Source organism: Antrihabitans cavernicola (assembly GCF_008297975.1).
Taxonomy (GTDB): Bacteria; Actinomycetota; Actinomycetes; order Mycobacteriales; family Mycobacteriaceae; genus Antrihabitans; species Antrihabitans cavernicola.
Genome location: NZ_VLNY01000004.1, coordinates 13,859 through 30,409 on the forward strand (window position 1 = coordinate 13,859; position 16,551 = coordinate 30,409).

At 64.3% G+C, this 16,551-nt stretch carries 13 protein-coding genes; 8 read left to right on the forward strand and 5 right to left on the reverse strand.

What is annotated here, in order from left to right; all coding sequences use genetic code 11:
- Nucleotides 1-89 precede the first annotated feature (89 nt).
- Together glgP and FOY51_RS09890 are read left to right on the forward strand one after the other, a co-directional pair.
- A complete protein-coding gene (gene glgP, locus FOY51_RS09885) occupies nucleotides 90-2,666 on the forward strand; it encodes an alpha-glucan family phosphorylase (RefSeq protein ID WP_149430079.1) in 2,577 nt (858 codons plus the stop codon).
- A gap of 18 nt (nucleotides 2,667-2,684) precedes the next feature.
- The gene (locus FOY51_RS09890; RefSeq protein WP_149430080.1) at nucleotides 2,685-3,137 is read left to right on the forward strand and encodes an SRPBCC family protein; all 453 of its coding nucleotides are present in this window, start codon (nucleotides 2,685-2,687) and stop codon (nucleotides 3,135-3,137) included.
- Here the strand turns inward: FOY51_RS09890 and FOY51_RS09895 are convergent.
- Nucleotides 3,134-3,790 carry a TetR/AcrR family transcriptional regulator gene (locus tag FOY51_RS09895; RefSeq protein WP_235916234.1) on the reverse strand — a complete coding sequence of 219 codons (657 nt, stop codon included), beginning with the start codon at nucleotides 3,788-3,790 and terminating at the stop codon, nucleotides 3,134-3,136. The two genes, FOY51_RS09890 and FOY51_RS09895, sit on opposite strands and share 4 nt — an antisense overlap.
- 136 nt (nucleotides 3,791-3,926) lie before the next feature.
- Between FOY51_RS09895 and fadD11 the strand changes: the two genes are divergently transcribed.
- Genes fadD11 through FOY51_RS09920 form a run of 5 tightly spaced genes read left to right on the forward strand, consistent with a single transcriptional unit; the run spans nucleotide 3,927 to nucleotide 10,172 of the window.
- A complete protein-coding gene (gene fadD11 / locus FOY51_RS09900) occupies nucleotides 3,927-5,771 on the forward strand; it encodes a fatty acid--CoA ligase FadD11 (RefSeq protein WP_149430081.1) in 1,845 nt (614 codons plus the stop codon).
- A 5-nt stretch (nucleotides 5,772-5,776) separates the two neighbouring features.
- Complete coding sequence (locus FOY51_RS09905; RefSeq protein WP_149430082.1) at nucleotides 5,777-6,301, forward strand: SRPBCC family protein; 525 nt, start codon at nucleotides 5,777-5,779, stop codon at nucleotides 6,299-6,301.
- Nucleotides 6,298-7,809 (forward strand): aldehyde dehydrogenase family protein, encoded by a 1,512-nt coding sequence (locus tag FOY51_RS09910; protein WP_149430083.1) that lies wholly within the window; start codon nucleotides 6,298-6,300, stop codon nucleotides 7,807-7,809. Before FOY51_RS09905 ends, FOY51_RS09910 begins: the two co-directional genes overlap by 4 nt.
- A gap of 3 nt (nucleotides 7,810-7,812) precedes the next feature.
- On the forward strand, nucleotides 7,813-9,306 hold the full coding sequence (locus FOY51_RS09915; protein ID WP_149430084.1) for a flavin-containing monooxygenase: 1,494 nt from the start codon (nucleotides 7,813-7,815) through the stop codon (nucleotides 9,304-9,306).
- Nucleotides 9,306-10,172, forward strand: coding sequence for a short-chain dehydrogenase/reductase (locus tag FOY51_RS09920; RefSeq protein ID WP_149430085.1), 867 nt, complete (start codon nucleotides 9,306-9,308; stop codon nucleotides 10,170-10,172). The genes FOY51_RS09915 and FOY51_RS09920 overlap by 1 nt, the downstream gene beginning before the upstream one ends.
- A gap of 3 nt (nucleotides 10,173-10,175) precedes the next feature.
- On the opposite strand, the gene FOY51_RS09925 is transcribed toward FOY51_RS09920, so the two are convergent.
- The 3 genes from FOY51_RS09925 to FOY51_RS09935 are packed head-to-tail and all read right to left on the reverse strand — an operon-like array spanning nucleotide 10,176 to nucleotide 13,895.
- Entirely contained in the window at nucleotides 10,176-11,456 is a 1,281-nt protein-coding gene (locus FOY51_RS09925; protein ID WP_149430086.1) for a class I SAM-dependent methyltransferase, read from the reverse strand.
- Nucleotides 11,457-11,470: 14 nt separating this feature from the next.
- Nucleotides 11,471-12,154: a dienelactone hydrolase family protein gene (locus FOY51_RS09930; protein WP_149430087.1), complete on the reverse strand. Its 684-nt coding sequence runs from the start codon at nucleotides 12,152-12,154 to the stop codon at nucleotides 11,471-11,473.
- A gap of 7 nt (nucleotides 12,155-12,161) precedes the next feature.
- A complete protein-coding gene (locus FOY51_RS09935; protein WP_149430420.1) occupies nucleotides 12,162-13,895 on the reverse strand; it encodes an MFS transporter in 1,734 nt (577 codons plus the stop codon).
- A gap of 89 nt (nucleotides 13,896-13,984) precedes the next feature.
- On the opposite strand from FOY51_RS09935, the gene FOY51_RS09940 reads away from it, so the two are divergent.
- Nucleotides 13,985-14,464 (forward strand): universal stress protein, encoded by a 480-nt coding sequence (locus FOY51_RS09940; RefSeq protein WP_149430088.1) that lies wholly within the window; start codon nucleotides 13,985-13,987, stop codon nucleotides 14,462-14,464.
- A gap of 6 nt (nucleotides 14,465-14,470) precedes the next feature.
- On the opposite strand, the gene FOY51_RS09945 is transcribed toward FOY51_RS09940, so the two are convergent.
- Nucleotides 14,471-16,510, reverse strand: a complete 2,040-nt coding sequence (locus FOY51_RS09945) for an ATP-dependent DNA helicase (protein ID WP_149430089.1) — start codon at nucleotides 16,508-16,510, stop codon at nucleotides 14,471-14,473.
- Between the last annotated feature and the right edge of the window lie 41 nt (nucleotides 16,511-16,551).

Here is a 16,551-nt window from a genome sequence, read left to right on the forward strand (position 1 = left end):
TTCAACCGTAATGGAGTTCGGGAAACTTCGGACATGCAGTTCGACATTCGGAGCGTGCCGACACCGTCGAGGTGAGTAGTCTTCGCTGGGTGAAGGCACTCCGTCGGTTCACTGTCCGCGCTCACCTGCCGACGCGCTTGTCCGCGCTCGCGCATCTCTCGACGAACCTGCGGTGGTCGTGGCATCCGCCCACCCAGGATCTGTTCGAAGAAATCGATCCGAAAAGGTGGCTCGAAGTCGGGCACGACCCCGTGCGAATGCTCGGCGAGGTGCCGGGATCGCGGCTCGACGAGTTGGCTGCGAACCACGGTTTCCTGGAGAGGCTCGACGCCGCGGCCGCCGACCTCGACGACTACCTGACGCGTCCGCGTTGGTTTCAGAAGCAGGCCGATGCCGGAACGCCGTTGGCCGGAATCGCCTACTTCTCCATGGAATTCGGCGTTACCGAGGTACTCCCGAACTATTCCGGCGGGCTAGGCATCCTTGCGGGTGATCACCTGAAAGCTGCATCGGATCTCGGTCTTCCGCTGATCGGTGTCGGGCTGCTGTACCGCTCGGGTTACTTTCGGCAATCGCTGACGGCCGACGGGTGGCAGGCCGAGCACTATCCGGCGCTGGATCCGCAGGGGCTGCCGCTGCGGCTGTTCACCGACGGTGACACACAGTCGCCCGTCCTCATTCACGTCGCGATGCCCGGTGGTCGGGTGCTGCGTGCGCGGGTGTGGATCGCACAGGTCGGCCGCGTGTCGCTGCTGCTGCTCGACTCCGATATCGCCGAGAACGAACCGGAGTTGCGCGGGGTGACCGACCGCCTCTACGGCGGCGATCAGGACCATCGCATCAAGCAGGAAATCTTGGCCGGTGTAGGGGGAGTGCGCGCGGTGCGCGCGTTCACGCATTCCAACGGGTTGCCGGATCCGGATGTGTTCCACATGAACGAGGGGCACGCGGGATTTCTCGGTGCGGAACGCATTCGGGAATTCATCTCCGGAGATGGGCTCGATTTCGATTCCGCGCTCGCTGCTGTTCGCGCGGGCACCGTGTTCACGACGCACACCCCGGTTCCCGCAGGCATCGACCGCTTCCCGGCAGGGCTGGTTCGCCACTACTTCGGTACGGGCGGCGATTCGGATCTGCTGCCGGGACTTCCCGTCGACCGCATCCTTGCCTTGGGCCGCGAGGCTGATCCGACCGTGTTCAACATGGCGCACATGGGATTACGGCTCGGCCAACGGGCCAACGGCGTGTCCAAGCTGCATGGCGAAGTGAGCCGCGAGATGTTTTCGGCCCTGTGGCCGGGTTTCGACGCATCGGACGTCCCGATCGGGTCGATCACCAACGGTGTGCATGCGCCGACCTGGGCGGCCCGCGAGTGGATGGAGAAGGCCGAGACGCTCGTCGGACCCGAGCTCGTGGAGGAAGCCCGCGGCTGGGAGCAGTTGCACGACGTCGATCCGGCGGAGCTGTGGTCGACGCGCAACGTTCTGCGGCAGAAGCTGGTCCACGAGGTTCGTCGGCGGGTCCGCGCATCGTGGCTCGAACGTGGTGCCACCGCGGCCGAATTGTCCTGGACCGACAGTGTTTTCGATCCGAACGTGTTGACCGTCGGTTTTGCACGACGTGTTCCCACCTACAAGCGCCTGACGCTGATGTTGCGCGAGCCGGAGCGGTTACGTGCGATGTTGCTCGATCCGGACCGACCGGTGCAGCTGGTGGTCGCGGGCAAGAGCCATCCGGCCGACGACGGCGGAAAAGCGTTGATACAGCAGGTGGTTCGCTTCGCCGACGAGGCGGATGTCCGTCATCGGATCGTCTTTCTTCCGAACTACGACATGTCGATGGCACGCTTTCTCTACTGGGGTTGCGATGTCTGGTTGAACAACCCGTTGCGGCCGCTGGAGGCGTGTGGCACATCGGGCATGAAGTCCGCACTCAACGGTGGGTTGAACCTGTCGATCAAGGACGGGTGGTGGGACGAGATGTACGACGGCGAGAACGGTTGGGCGATCCCCACCGCGGACGGTGTCGCCGACGAGACCCGGCGCGACGATCTCGAAGCCAGTGCGCTCTACGAGCTCCTGGAGAAATCGGTGCTGCCGCGTTTCTACGATCGCGGCGAAGACGGTATTCCTACTCGCTGGGTCGAGATGGTGCGACACACCCTGCAGGTACTGGGGCCGAAAGTGTTGGCGTCGCGAATGGTTCGCGACTACGCGGTCGACTATTACGTCCCCGCCGCGCACGCGTCGCGTCAGGCCACATTCGACAACTTCGCCGCAGCACGTCGGATCGCCGAGTATCGCGGTCGGGTGGAGTCGGCATGGCCGCACGTGCGGGTCACGCAGGTCGACAGCGCGGGCTTACCCGATACACCGGTCATCGGTGCGAACCTCGCGCTGCGGGCGTACGTGCAACTCGCGGGCCTGTCGGCAGACGACGTGGTTGTGCAAGCCGTGCTGGGACGGGTCTCGGAGGACGACGATCTCACCGAGGTGTCCGCGACTCCGATGTCGCACGTCGCGACCGAGCACGACGGGCACGTGTTCGCGACGGAGACACCGGTGCCGCTCTCCGGTGCGGTCGGCTACACAGTGCGCGTGCTGCCGCACAATCCGCTGCTCGCCGAAGACGCCGAGCTCGGATTAGTGGCAACGCCGAGCCTCTGACGATCGAAGGGCGGGCACATGACAACCATCACGGTCGAACGCACCATCGAGGCACCGGTGGCGGACGTCTTCGACTGGGTCGCGACCGCACGCAACTACCCGCGGTCTTGGGTGGTGCTTCGAGAACGCCTGGCAACGCCCGGTACCGAGGCACCGTACGGCGTCGGGGCAGTCCGAATCCTGCTCTGGGTCATCGGGTGGTTTCGCGAACGGATCACTGCGTACGACGCGCCGCGCAGCTTCGACTACCTGGTGGAGCGAAGTTTTCCGCCCTCTCGCCACGAAGGTGGCCGCATCGAGTTCACCGAAGTTCCCGGTGGCACGCACGTGGTGTGGACGACGACCGGAATTGTTGCGCTACCGATCGGTGGCGCATTCGTCATGCGAGTGATCGCCAAACCGTTCATCGTGTTCGTATTCGGCAGAATTCTCGACAGGGCGGCCCGCGAGTTGACGCAGCAGAAGCGCTAGTCGTTTTTCCGCGTCAGGATCGGCAACAGATATCTCGAAGCGAAGTCCGCTATCTGTTCGCGGGTGTCGAGCGGGAGGGCGGCCATCGGCGTCAATACGAACGAATGGACGATCCGGACGACTGTTTCCGCGCGAACCGCAAGATCCGGTGCGTCTTCGAGGAGTCCGTCGGCCACCGCCCGCTTCAGCGAGTGCAGGGTGGCGAATACGGCCATCGACAGCGTTGCGCTGCCGTCCGTGGTCATGCGGGGCAGCGCGTACTCCGGTTCGAGCGTCAACAGCCGCGCGAAGAAGAAGTGTGAGCGCGCTCGTTCGAGGACGGTGGCAAAAGTCGCACCGATGCGGGCGTCCAATGTGTCGTACTGATCATCGATCTGTGCGAGATCAGCGAGCACTGCCGTCGTTTCTCGATTGATGACGGCCCTGACCACTTCGTCGCGCGAACCGACGCGGCGATAGACGGTGACGCGGTCCACGCCTGCCCGACGGGCGATGTCCTCGATGGTCGACTTTCGGATTCCGAACTCTTCGAATTGCTTCAGAGCAGCGACGATGATGCGATCTTCGATCGAATCTGCCTCGCTCGTGGACGCAGAACGGTCCGACGAGACCCTGATTCTGTCGCTGTCGCCAACGGTTCGATTCCCAACCACGAACGTAAGGCTATCAAACAGTTGCAACACTTTCGCCCATTTGTTGCTGCAACATTGCGATGAGAATTGTTGCTGTGTACGGTTGCGACGACAGTCACATCCCGCTGCCGAGTGGCGCGAGACAGGAGCGATTTATATGACTGCCCGACCGGCAACCTTGTGCGAGGCATTCCAGGCAACGGCGGTGATCGCACCCGACGACATTGCCCTGAGAACTCCCGGCAACACCGACACCCGCACCTGGCGGGAGTACGCCGACCAAGTGCGTCAGGTCGCGGCGGGCATGGCCGCAGCGGGAATTCAGCGCGGTGACACCGTCGCGCTGATGATGTCGAACCGGATCGAGTTCTACCCGGTGGAAGTGGGCGCCCAGCACGTCGGCGCGACGTCCTTCTCTGTCTACAACACACTGTCGCCCGAGCAACTTGCGCATGTCTTCGGTAACGCGGGCAACAAAGCCGTGTTCTGTGAAGCGCAATACGTCGAGCGGATCAAGGCCAGCGGTGCGAACGTTCCGCTGATCGTCACGATCGACGACGAGGTCGAGGGCGCGCAGACGCTCGCCGCATTGATCGCGGGCGGGCACCCTGCCTACGACTTCGACGCAGGCTGGAAAGCCGTCGAGGCCGACGACGTCGCGACGCTGATCTACACCTCCGGCACCACGGGCATGCCCAAGGGTGTGGAGTCGACTCACGCGAACCTGCTGCACGAGTCGTACGCGTTCGGTGAGGTCCTCGACATCGAATTCGGCGATCGCATGACGTCCTACATGCCGTCTGCGCACATCGCCGACCGGTTCACGTCGCTCTACATGCAAGAGGTCCATGGCACCCAGATCACCACGGTCGCCGACGCGAAGATGATTGCGGCAGCGCTGGCCGACGTCCGCCCGACCATCTGGGGCGGTGTCCCGCGGGTGTGGGAGAAGCTGAAGGCCGCAATCGAATTCGGCGTCGGCGCCGAACAGGACGAAGCGAAGAAGGCAGGCCTGCAGTGGGCGCTGTCGGTCGCAGCCAAGCGTGCCGCAGTCGAGTTGGCGCACGACAAGATGGACGACGGACTCGCCGCCGAGTGGGCGAAGGCCGACCAGCTGGTGTTGTCGAAACTGCGCGCGAAACTGGGTCTCGATCAGATGCGTTGGGCGATGTCCGGTGCTGCCCCGATCCCGGCGGAAACCCTCGGGTTCTTCACCGGCATCGGCGTCGACATTGCCGAGATCTGGGGCATGTCCGAGCTGACCTGCGTCGCGAGTGCCGCGCACCCGCGTGATGCGAAGCTCGGCACCGTCGGTCGTCTGCTCCCGGGCATGGAGAGCAAAATCGCCGAGGACGGTGAGTTCCTGATCCGCGGCCCGCTCGTGATGAAGGGCTACCGCAAGGAGCCCGAGAAGACGTCGGAGGCAGTCGATTCCGAGGGGTGGCTGCACACCGGCGACATCATCACCGTCGACGACGACGGATTCATGACCGTCGTGGACCGCAAGAAGGAAATCATCATCAACGGGATGGGCAAGAACATCTCGCCCGCTCACGTCGAGAACACCATCAAAGCTGCGGCGCCCCTGATCGGTGCCATGGCCACGATCGGTGAGGGTCGCCCGTACATCACAGCGCTCATCGTGATCGACGCGGAGAGTGCGCCGGTCTACGCGGCGCAGAACGGTCTCGCGGACGCTTCGGCGGCAGCTCTGGCGAACGATCCTGGGGTGCTCGCGGCCATCGCTGCAGGTGTCGCTGCCGGAAACGACAGGCTCTCCCGAGTCGAGCAGGTCAAGCGCTTCACTGTCCTCCCGACGTTCTGGGAACCGGGTGGCGACGAGGTCACGTTGACGATGAAGCTCAAGCGCAAGGTGGTCTCTGCGACCTACGCTGATCAAATCGAAGCGCTCTATGCGGCGGAGCCGGGTGTCACCGTGTTCGAACCCGCAGTGTTCGAACCCGCAGCAGCGGAAGCCGCAGAGCCCGTAGCAGTCAGGTGACGGATATGACGAGCTGGTTTGCGTTGAACGAGTCGAGCGACGAAACATTCGAGACGGCCGCCTCGCGATTCACCCACGTAGTCGATGTCCCCGCGCCGCGTGAGCGGGTGTGGGAGGCGCTGGCGGCCGACGATGCGATCGTTGCGTGGTCACCGCTGGTCACCGGGATCGAATGGTTGACGCCACGCCCGTTCGGCGTAGGAACGTCGCGCATCATCACGCTGGGCCATGGCGCGGTCGCGCTGCGCGAGCGCTTCTACCGCTGGGACGAAGGCGAGCGGATGACGTTCACTGTCGACGCTGCATCGCGCCCGGGATTCGAGAATTTCGCGGAGGACCTGAAACTCGAAGACGAGGGTAACGGCACCACGCTGACATGGACGTTCGTGTCCACGCCGATCAGCGTGCTCCGCCCCGCCGCACTGGTGGGCGGCCCAGGGCTTCGTCTCGCCACTCGATCGATAGCGCACGGGATCGCAGGCCATCTGCGTAAGCACACCGCCGCGGCAGGAAAGGGAACGACCCGATGACAGTGCAGACCGACGCCCAACGGCCGAGGATCGTGAAGACGAAGACGCTTCCGACGTTCGATGTGCACAGCCCGCTAACGGGCGCAGTGGTCGGCTCGTATCCGATTCACGAGGCCTCCGATGTCGATGCCGCTGTCGCTCGTGCGCGTGCCGCCGGCGAGTGGTGGTCTGCGCTGACCTTCGCCGAGCGGGCCAAGCGGCTCGACGCCTGGCGCGGTGAGATCGCGCGTGGCGCAGACGAACTCGCGTTGCTGATCAACACCGAGATGGGAAAGCCGGTATCCGACGGCAAGCTCGAGATCGCCATGGCACTCGAGCATCTCGCGTGGGCGACCAGGAACGCGGAGAAGGTCCTCGGCCACCGATCGGTCAGCCCGAGCCTGCTCACGCTGAACCAAGCGGCGAGCGTCGAGTTCCTCCCGTACGGCGTCGTCGGCGTCATCGGACCGTGGAACTACCCGATCTTCACGCCGCTCGGATCCCTCTCGTTCGCCCTCGCCGGGGGAAACACGGTGGTGTTCAAGCCGAGCGAGTTCACCCCCGGTGTCGGCCACTGGCTGGCCGATGCCTTCGATCGCGTCGTTCCCGAGCATCCGGTGCTGCAGGTGATCACCGGATTGGGCGACACCGGTGCGGCGCTGTGCCGCTCGGCCGTCGACAAGATCGGCTTCACCGGTTCCACGACTACCGGCAAGAAGGTCATGGCGGCCTGTGCCGAGAACCTCACGCCCGTGCTGATGGAATGCGGCGGCAAGGACGCGTTGGTCGTCGACGCCGATGCCGACGTCGTCGCAGCGGCGGACGCAGCAGTGTGGGGTGGACTGTCCAACGCCGGCCAGACGTGCCTTGCGGTGGAGCGCGTCTACGTGCACCAATCCGTGTACCAGAGGTTCGTGTCCGAGGTGGTCAAGCAGTCCGCGAAAGTGCGGGCCGACGCCGATGACGGGCTGATCGGCCCCATCACCATGCCGAGTCAGGTCGAGGTGATTCGAGCGCACATCACCGACGCCATCGCCAAGGGCGGCCGGGTTGTGCTGGGCGGGCTCGACGCGATCGTCGGCAATTTCGTCCAGCCGACGATTCTGGTCGACGTACCGGAAGACTCCCTCGCCGTGGCCGAGGAGACCTTCGGCCCAACGTTGACCATCACCAAGGTCACGTCGATGGACGAAGCCGTCGGACTGGTCAATGCGAACAGGTACGGCCTCGGTGCCACCGTGTTCTCGCGCAAGAACGGCGAAGCGATCGCGCGTCGCCTGCGTACCGGTGGCGTCGCCATCAATGCGTTCGTCGCCTATGCGACGGTGCCCTCTCTGCCGCTCGGCGGCGTCGGCGACTCGGGATTCGGGCGCGTGCACGGCCCGGAAGGCTTGAAGGAGTTCACTTTCCCGCGTGCGATGACGCGCCAGCGGTTCCCGTCGCCGCTTGCACTGACCACGTTTGCTCGCTCGGCGCGCACTGACGCGATTGCCGGCACACTCGTGAAATTTCTCCACGGAAGGAACTGACCCATGTCCGAGCAACGCAACGGTGCGGTGCCCGATAACGATCAGCCCGAGCATCATCAGATAGTCGTCATCGGCGCCGGATTCGCCGGCATCGGATTGGCAGTCAAGCTGCAGGAAGCCGGATTCGAGGACTTCGTGGTACTCGAGCGAGCCGACGATCTCGGCGGTGTGTGGAGCAGCAACACCTATCCGGGCTGCGCGTGCGACGTGCCGTCGCACCTGTACAGCTACGCGTTCGCGCCGAACCCGAACTGGACTCGGACCTACGGCCAGCAGGAGGAGATCCTCGAGTACCTGCGTTCCGTCGCCACCGAGCACGACGCGCTGCGGTTCATGCGTTTCAAGGTGGAGCTACTGGACGCCGAATGGTCCGAGGCAAACTCGCTGTGGCACTTGGATACTTCCGCAGGCGCACTGACCGCGAACTTCGTGATCTCGGCGGCCGGGCTGTTCGGTGAGGCAGCGAAGCCGAACATCGACGGCCTGGATACCTTCGAGGGCAAGCTCATCTACTCGCTGGACTGGGATCACCAACACGACTTCGAGGGCGAGAACATCGCCGTGATCGGAACCGGCGCGTCGTCGGTGCAGATCATTCCCGAGATCGCACCGCTGGCACAGAAGTTGACGGTCTTCCAGCGCTCCGCGCCGTGGATCATGCCGCGGGTCGATCGCTCCATCCCGGGCCTCGAGCGGATTCTGCTCCGTCGGGTCCCGCTGGTGGGCAAGGCAATTCGTAGCGCCTACTACGCCGGAATCGAGGGCTTCGGGCTCGTCGGCTTCGTCGATTCGCGCTTCCGCCACCCATACGAATTGGTGGGCCGACTGCAGTTGCTGCGGCAGGTGCGCGATCCCGAGCTCCGCAAGAAGCTCACACCCGACTACATGATCGGCTGCAAGCGCGCCATCTTCTCCGATGCCTATCTGCCTGCGCTGAGTCGGGACAACGTCGAGGTTGTGACCGAGGGTATCGACGAGATTCGGCCGCACTCGATCGTGGACAAGGAAGGCGCGGAGCACCCTGTCGACACCTTGGTGCTCGGCACCGGATTCGTCACACCGCCTGCAGCTTTCGAGCGTTACCGCGGCCGCGACGGTCGGACGTACGCCGATCTGTTCCTCGAGCACCCGCGTAGCTACCTCGGCGCAGTGGTCTCGGGTTTCCCGAACTTCTTCTTCACTCTCGGCCCGTTCGGTGCGGTGGGCAACCAGTCGGCGATCTTCATGATCGAGTCGCAGATTCACTACATCATCGAGGCCCTGAAGCTGATGCGTGCCGAAGGCGCGCAACGCGTCGAGATCCGCAAGGACGTGCAGGATGCGTTCATGGCGGAGGTCGACGAGCGTAGCCGTTCGACTGTGTGGTTGACCGGCGGCTGCAACAGCTATTACACCACCGCCAAGGGTGACAACGCCGGGCTGTATCCGAACTGGAGCTTCGAATACCGGAACCGGACAAGGAAGTTCGACCGAGACGAATTCGAGGTAGTGAGCTGATGCCCAGCCTGTGGCCGTTCGGATCGAACGACTTCGACGTTCGCGACAAGGTCGTCGTGATCACCGGTGCGGGGCAGGGTATCGGCTTGGCCGCGGCGAAGATTCTCTACGGCCGGGGTGCGCGGATCGCAATCCTGGACAGCGATACCTCATCGGCTTCCGCGGCAGCAGATTCGCTCGGCCGCAATGCCCTTGCCGTCCCCGTCGACGTTCGTGACCGACCCGCGATGGCCGCCGCCATCGAGAAGGTGACCGATCACTTCGGCAAGCTGGACGTGGTTGTCGCGAACGCAGGCGTGGTGCCCGCTCCCGCGACGTTGCGGACCATCGATCCGGCGGACTTCGATCGGGTGCTCGGCATCAACCTGACGGGTGTGTTCAACACGATTCACCCCGCTCTGGATCAGGTAGTCGAGAACCACGGCCATGTGGTTGTCGTTGGATCGTGCGCGGCGTTCTCGCCGCCTGTCGGCGGCTCGCCGTACATGATCAGCAAGGCTGCCGTCGAGCAATTGGGGCGTGCGCTGCACATCGAGCTGGCTGCGGTCGGCGCATCGGCCGGTGTCGTGTACTTCGGCATCGTCGACACCCAGATGACCAGAGACGCCATGGACGACGATGAGATCGGGCGCGAACTCGACGCCCTGCTGCCGTGGCCGCTGAGCAGGCGCATCTCGGCGGACGATGCCGCGCGAGTTATCGCGGATGCAATCAAATCCCGTGCAGCGCAGGCGATCGCACCAGCCGGGTGGGATATCTACTCCCTGTTGCGCGGCGTCGCGAACGTAGCTGTCGATCGGCAACTGGTCACCGACAGCAAGCTGCACGCGTTGATTCACAAGATCGAGGCTCGAAAGGGTCGATAGACGTCACCAGCCGGCACGTGTGCGCGGCATCTCAGCTGCGCCGGATTCGTGTCGGCGTACCGCGAGCACCTGATGGATCGTGATTCGCCCGCGCTCGAACGACAACGCGCTTGCCGCCAGATACAGCAGCCAGGTGCGGGCGCGCGCTGCACCCACGAGCTCGACAGCCTCGTCCCACGAGCCCCGTAGATCGTCGACCCATGAGCGCAGGGTCAGCGCGTAGTGCTCTCGCAACGCCTCGGAGTCGCGGGTCTCGAAGCCGGCGCGTTCCAGCGCGCCGACCGTGTGACTCAGGGGGAGTAGTTCGCCGTCCGGGAAGATGTATCGGTCGACGAACGTCTGCGGCGATTTCGCTTGCGGTGCAATGGGAGCCACCGACGCGATCGCGTGGTTCAGCAGTCGACCGCCGGGCCGCAACAGCCCGAACAGAATGCATGCGTAGTTGGTCAACTGCGCATCGCCGACATGTTCGGACATGCCGATGCTGGAGATGGCGTCGTACGGTCCGTCGGCGACGTCGCGGTAGTCCTGCAGACGGATCTCGATGCGGTCCGACATCCCTGCCTCGGCAACTCGTTTCAGGGCCAACTCACGCTGCTCGTGACTGATCGTCACTCCGACCACGTCGACGCCGTAATGGGTCGCCGCATGAATGGCCATCGAGCCCCAGCCGCACCCGACGTCGAGCAGCCGCATTCCCTTTGTCAGTCCCAACTTTCGGCAGATCAGATCCATCTTCGCGAATTGTGCATCCTCGAGCGTTCCGCTCCCTGGCGTCGCCCAGTAGGCACAGGAGTAGACCATGCTCGGCCCGAGGATCAATCGGTAGAAATCGTTGCCGACGTCGTAGTGGTGCGAGACCGCCTCGGCGTCGCGATCCTTGCTGTGCTTGGCGCCGGCCCTGCGCCGCACTTCCTCCGCAGGCGGTTTCGGTGGCAGGCCCAGTGCGCCCAGTCGCAGGAAATTGTTTGCAATGTCACGAATTTCGTGTCGATCGAGCTCGCGCAGATCGCGCCGGGCAATCCGTTCGATCACCGCAGGTCCCTCGATGAGTGCGAAGAGATCACCCTCGACGTCCATGTCACCGGAGACGTACGCGCGCGCGAGTCCGATTTCATTGGGGGACCACAGGACCCGTCGTAACGCGCGCCGGTTGCGGAACACGACGGTGACATCCGGGTCCGACGGTCCGGCGGTCGACCCGTCCCAACTCCGTACGCCGACCGGGACGGGGCCGCCCGCGATCTGCTCGAAGGTAGTGAGGATTCGCTGTGCGGTCGACATCCCGGTTCGGTCGATCATTGTTGTGGCCGATGCCCTTCCATCCAGTCGAACGTACGAGTCCATGCCAGCGCCGACGCCGCCTCGTTGAAGACTGCGGGGCGGTCGTTGCAGTTGAAGCCGTGATCAGCGGTTGCGTATCGGTCGATCGCGGTGTCGGTGCGAGTCGAGTCAGTGGCCGCGCGAAGAGCTTCCACCTGGTCCACCGGGATGCCTTTGTCGATATCGCCGAAATGTCCGAGCCACGGCGTCTGGAGTTCGGCGACCTCGTCCACCATGGCGGGATAACCGAAGCGGCCGTTGGTGATTCCGCCACCGTAGTAGGTGATGGCCGCGCCCAGGCTGCGTCGAACCGCAGTATGGAACGCAACGCTGCCGCCCATGCAGTATCCGACGACGGCCGTGTTCTGCGCCTCGATACCGGCCGACGCGAGAGAGGCGAGTGCGGCGTCCACGTCCTCGTCCAACTCGGTACCGACCAGCGAGTGCACGAGTCGCAGCGCCGTCTCGAGGTCGTCGTACGCCAGAATCGGATCGCCCTTACGGTGGAACAAGTGTGGAGCGACGGCCGTCCAACCGGCCGCTGCGAAGCGGTTGCACACATCGACGATGTGGTCGGTGATGCCGAATGCCTCTTGCAGCACGACGATTCCGCCGCGAACGGCGCCTTCGGCGGGAACGGTTGTCAGTGGGGTTGTCATATTTCGATCACACCAGATCTTTCTCGTTCTCGCTGCAGACGAACTTCCCGCCACGCAACCAGGATGCGACTGCCGCGATCGCGCACGCCGCGATCGCGAAACCGAAAGCGACTGTAAGGCCTTGCGAGAACGGCTCGGAGATCAATTGCGGGAAGAAGGTGCGGCCGGTCAAGAAATCGGCATGGCCTGCTGGCAAGTGCGCGAGCGTGTCCGATCCCAACAGCGATTGGATGGGGTTGTAGCCGAGCAGCGACGCAAACATCACCGAGACCGGTGGCAACGCGGCTACGTGCGCAGCCTGTGCCTGCGAGACGCCCTGCGCGGTGAGGCCGCTGTACATGGTGTCCGGCAGCGAATGCGACAGGCCGGTGATGATGAGACTGAAGAAGATACCGATCGAGAGCACCATGGCAGCGTTCTGGAATGTCGTGCTCATGCCCGCGCCGACGCCTCGGCGGTTCGGCGGCAGGCTGTTCATGATTCCTGCGCGATTCGGCGCTGCGAACAATCCCATACCCAATCCGTTGAACAGCAAGATCACAGCGAACTGCCAGTAACTGAAATCGACTGGCAACACCATCAATCCGAGAAAGGTCACCGCCGCGACGACCATGCCGCCCGTAGCGAACAGTCGTGCGCCCAGTCGATCGCTGAGCCATCCGGACACCGGCCCGGCGACCAAGAAGCCGATCGTCAGCGGCACCATGTAGATCCCGGCCCAGAGTGGTGTCGACTCGAAGCTGTAGCCGTGGCGGGGGAGCCAGATGCCCTGCAGCCAGATGATCAGGATGAACATCAACCCACCTCGCCCGAGCGATGCGAGCAAGCTCGCCACGTTGCCGGCGGTGAAGGCCCGAATTCTGAACAGGCTCAGTCGGAACATCGGATCGGCGACCTTGGTCTCGATCGCGCAGAAGAGCGCAAGAACGGCGATACCGCCGATGATGGCAAGGAGTACCCAGGGGTTGGTCCAGCCCATCGTGTGCGTTCCGTAGGGCTGGATGCCGTAGGTGATGCCGACCAGCACCGCGATCAACCCGACGGCAAATGTCGCATTGCCCCACAGGTCGAGGCGGGCAGGTTGTTTGATTCCGGTGTCGTGCAATTTCAGATACGCCCAGATCGTCCCGAACACGCCGATCGGCACCGAGACGAGGAAGACCAATCGCCACTGCACCGGCGCGAGCAGTCCGCCGAGAATCAGGCCGAGAAACGAACCTGCGATACCGGTCACCTGGTTGAGCCCGAGGGCGAGTCCGCGCTGTTCGACGGGGAACGAGTCAGTGATGATCGCCGCCGAATTCGCCATCAACATGGCACCGCCGACGCCTTGCAGAATGCGCATGACGATCAACCACCATGCGCCCGCGGTGCCGTGCATCCAGGTGATCGACAACAGGACCGAAAAGACCGTGAACACCGCAAATCCGGCGTTGTACATACGAACTCGACCGAAGATGTCCCCGAGCCTGCCGAAACTGACCACGAGAACGGCAGTGACCACGAGGTACCCCATGATCAGCCACAGCAGCAGGCTGGTGTTGCCCGGCGCGAGGGGATCGATGGCGATGCCGCGGAAGATGTCTGGCAACGCGATCAGCAGAATCGACGAATTCACTGTCGCGATCAGGCCACCCAACGTCGTGTTGGAGAGGACGATCCATTTGTAGTGCGGATGTGCGATCGCGGTGGCAGCGCGGTTGTCCCGTTTGCGCACCCGATCCGACACCGATAGGGCCATTGACGTCACTTCCTGGAATCTCTTGGCAGGGCTCACTGACCAAAGTAATCTCAATACTTGCGGTAAACAACAAAGCCGAGGAGCCGGTCATGACTGTTGACGAGACACCCGCAGCTGTTCAGTCCAACCACACCCCGTCCACCACCGGTCATCCCGTTGTCGTGGGTTTCGACGGCTCGCAGGCCAGCCGCCGCGCGCTCGCGTACGGAGTGCAGATGGCGCGCAACGCAAGCGAGTCTTTGGTGGTGGCGTACGTGTCATCGATGAACCCGGGGTTCGACATGGGCTTCGTCAATCCGGCCTGTGATGCCGGTTCCGAAAAGAGCGAGCGCGACCTCGCGGGCTGGCTTCATGCCGAAGTTTCTGCCGCCGTCGACATGTCGTCCATCGGAGTCGAACTGATCGAGAGGACCGGTGATACCGCGCGGCAACTCGAGCAGATCGCCACCGCCCGAACTGCCAACGCGATAGTCGTCGGGGCGCCGGAGCATCGGCGACATCACGTTGCGGGATCTGTGCCTGCCTGGCTTGCGCGGCACGCCTGCTGCCCGATCGTCGTCGTGCCTTGAGCGCGCCTACTTGGCGGCCAGTCGCTTCAGCGCCTTGCGAACGACGGCGGGATCGGATGTCTCCCAGTACGGCGGCAGCGATGCCCGCAGGTAGCCCCCGTAGCGCGCGGTAGCGAGGCGGGGATCGAGCACTGCGACGACGCCGCGATCGTCGACGCTGCGGAGCAGTCGACCCGTACCTTGCGCGAGGAGCAATGCCGCGTGGTTCGCCGCCACTGCCATGAAGCCGTTTCCACCTCGGGATTCGACGGCGCGCTGGCGGGCGACCAGCAGTGGATCGTCGGGCCGGGGAAACGGAATGCGATCCAGGATCACCAACGTCAGCGACGGTCCTGGCACGTCGACGCCCTGCCACAGCGATAACGTCCCGAACAGCGACGCCGATTCGTCGGCGGCGAACTTGGTCACCAGCGCGCCCGTCGCGTCCTCGCCCTGGCACAGAACCGGGGTGTCGAGCCGCTCCCGCAGCGCTTCGGTTGCTGCCTTCGCGGCGCGCATGGATGAGAACAGACCCAGGGTCCTACCGCCGGCCGCGGTGATGAGCTCGAAGATTTCGTCGAGGTAGGACGCAGCAAGTCCGTCGCGACCGGGAGGCGGCAAATGCTTTGCCACGTAGAGGATTCCGGACTTGGCGTGGTCGAAGGGGGAGCCGACGTCGAGTGAACTCCACTTGATCGACGTCTCGTCGGCGGGCGGTTCGGCGCCGGATGCCATCGCCGTATCACTGCGCGCCGCAGCTTGTGCAGGAAGTCCCCAGTTGATCGCGAGCCCGTCGAACGAGCCGCCGACCTGCAACGTCGCCGATGTCAGCACCACGGTCGATTCGGCGAACAGACGAGCACGCAGCAATCCGCCGACCGACAGCGGTGCCATGCGCAGCACCCGCTTGGTGTTGCCACGGAAGTCGTCGACCGCCAGCCACACCACGTCACGACGTTTGGCGGGGTCCGGCTCGTCGAATGCGCCGAGGGCGCGCACCGCGTTGTCGTGGACTTCGTCGACGGCGGCCAACGCCTGGGTGCGCGCCGCCGCGGCCTCGGGGTCCGATGCCGCCATGCCTGGGCGTGTCGGTGCGACCGCCGTGCGCACTGCCCACGCCGAGTCTCGGACCAGCGCGAGAACGGCATCCACGCCTTCCGGCATGGCGTCCCACCGTGACGCGCTCATCTCCTCCAACACGCCTGCCCAGGCCTCTGCCGCACCGTCGAGTCGGTCGACCTCTTCTTCTTCGACCAACTTGGTGCACCTGCGCGCAGCCGCGGAGATCGCGGCCGAACTGAGTTCGGCGGTCGCGACGCCGGTGACACGATCCACCAGCTCGTGAGCCTCGTCGATCACGACGACGTCGTGCTCCGGCAGCACTGCGATTCCGGTGATGGCGTCTATGGCGAGCAGTGCATGATTGGTGACCACGACGTCGGCCTTCGCGGATGTCGTGCGTGCCAGCTCGGCGAAGCAATCCTCGCCGTACGGGCAGCGAGACTTGCCGAGGCATTCGCGGGACGAGACGCTTACCTGGCGCCACGCCTGATCGCTGACGCCGGGTACCACTTCGTCTCGATCGCCGGTCTCGGTGTCCGAGGACCATTTGTTCAGTCGCTGTACCTCGCGGCCGAGCCGGGAGACTGCGAACGCATCGAACAACTCGGCTTCGGGCGGGTCGTCGGGAATCGCGCTGTTGAGCTTGTTGAGGCACAGATAGTTGTTGCGGCCCTTGAGGATCGCGAATTCGACCGGGCGGCCGAGCGACGGCTGCAACGCGTCGGCGAGCCGGGGGAGATCACGATCGATCAGCTGCCGCTGCAGTGCGATGGTGGCGGTGGAAATCACCACGGTCCGACCCGAGTCGACAGCGTGGCGCACGCTCGGCACCAGATACGCCAACGACTTGCCGGTGCCGGTGCCCGCCTGCACCGCCAGGTGTTCGCCTGTGTCGATGGCGTGTGCCACTGCCGATGCCATGGTGAGCTGGGCGGCGCGATCGGTTCCACCCAACGCCTTGACCGCCGTTTTCAGCAGTTCGGGGACGATCGGGAGTTCGGGCACCGAAGAAGGTTACTGCCAACCACCGACCACGCCGTCCGCGA

Bases quoted from the DNA above. Each gene is read 5' to 3' on its own strand.
- FOY51_RS09930 (WP_149430087.1), bottom strand. From the start codon at position 12,154: ATGACAACCCCACTGACAACCGTTCCCGCCGAAGGCGCCGTTCGCGGC.
- FOY51_RS09910 (WP_149430083.1), top strand. From the start codon at position 6,298: ATGACAGTGCAGACCGACGCCCAACGGCCGAGGATCGTGAAGACGAAG.
- FOY51_RS09925 (WP_149430086.1), bottom strand. From the start codon at position 11,456: ATGTCGACCGCACAGCGAATCCTCACTACCTTCGAGCAGATCGCGGGC.
- FOY51_RS09920 (WP_149430085.1), top strand. From the start codon at position 9,306: ATGCCCAGCCTGTGGCCGTTCGGATCGAACGACTTCGACGTTCGCGAC.
- fadD11 (WP_149430081.1), top strand. From the start codon at position 3,927: ATGACTGCCCGACCGGCAACCTTGTGCGAGGCATTCCAGGCAACGGCG.
- FOY51_RS09940 (WP_149430088.1), top strand. From the start codon at position 13,985: ATGACTGTTGACGAGACACCCGCAGCTGTTCAGTCCAACCACACCCCG.
- FOY51_RS09915 (WP_149430084.1), top strand. From the start codon at position 7,813: ATGTCCGAGCAACGCAACGGTGCGGTGCCCGATAACGATCAGCCCGAG.
- FOY51_RS09935 (WP_149430420.1), bottom strand. From the start codon at position 13,895: ATGGCCCTATCGGTGTCGGATCGGGTGCGCAAACGGGACAACCGCGCT.
- FOY51_RS09905 (WP_149430082.1), top strand. From the start codon at position 5,777: ATGACGAGCTGGTTTGCGTTGAACGAGTCGAGCGACGAAACATTCGAG.
- FOY51_RS09890 (WP_149430080.1), top strand. From the start codon at position 2,685: ATGACAACCATCACGGTCGAACGCACCATCGAGGCACCGGTGGCGGAC.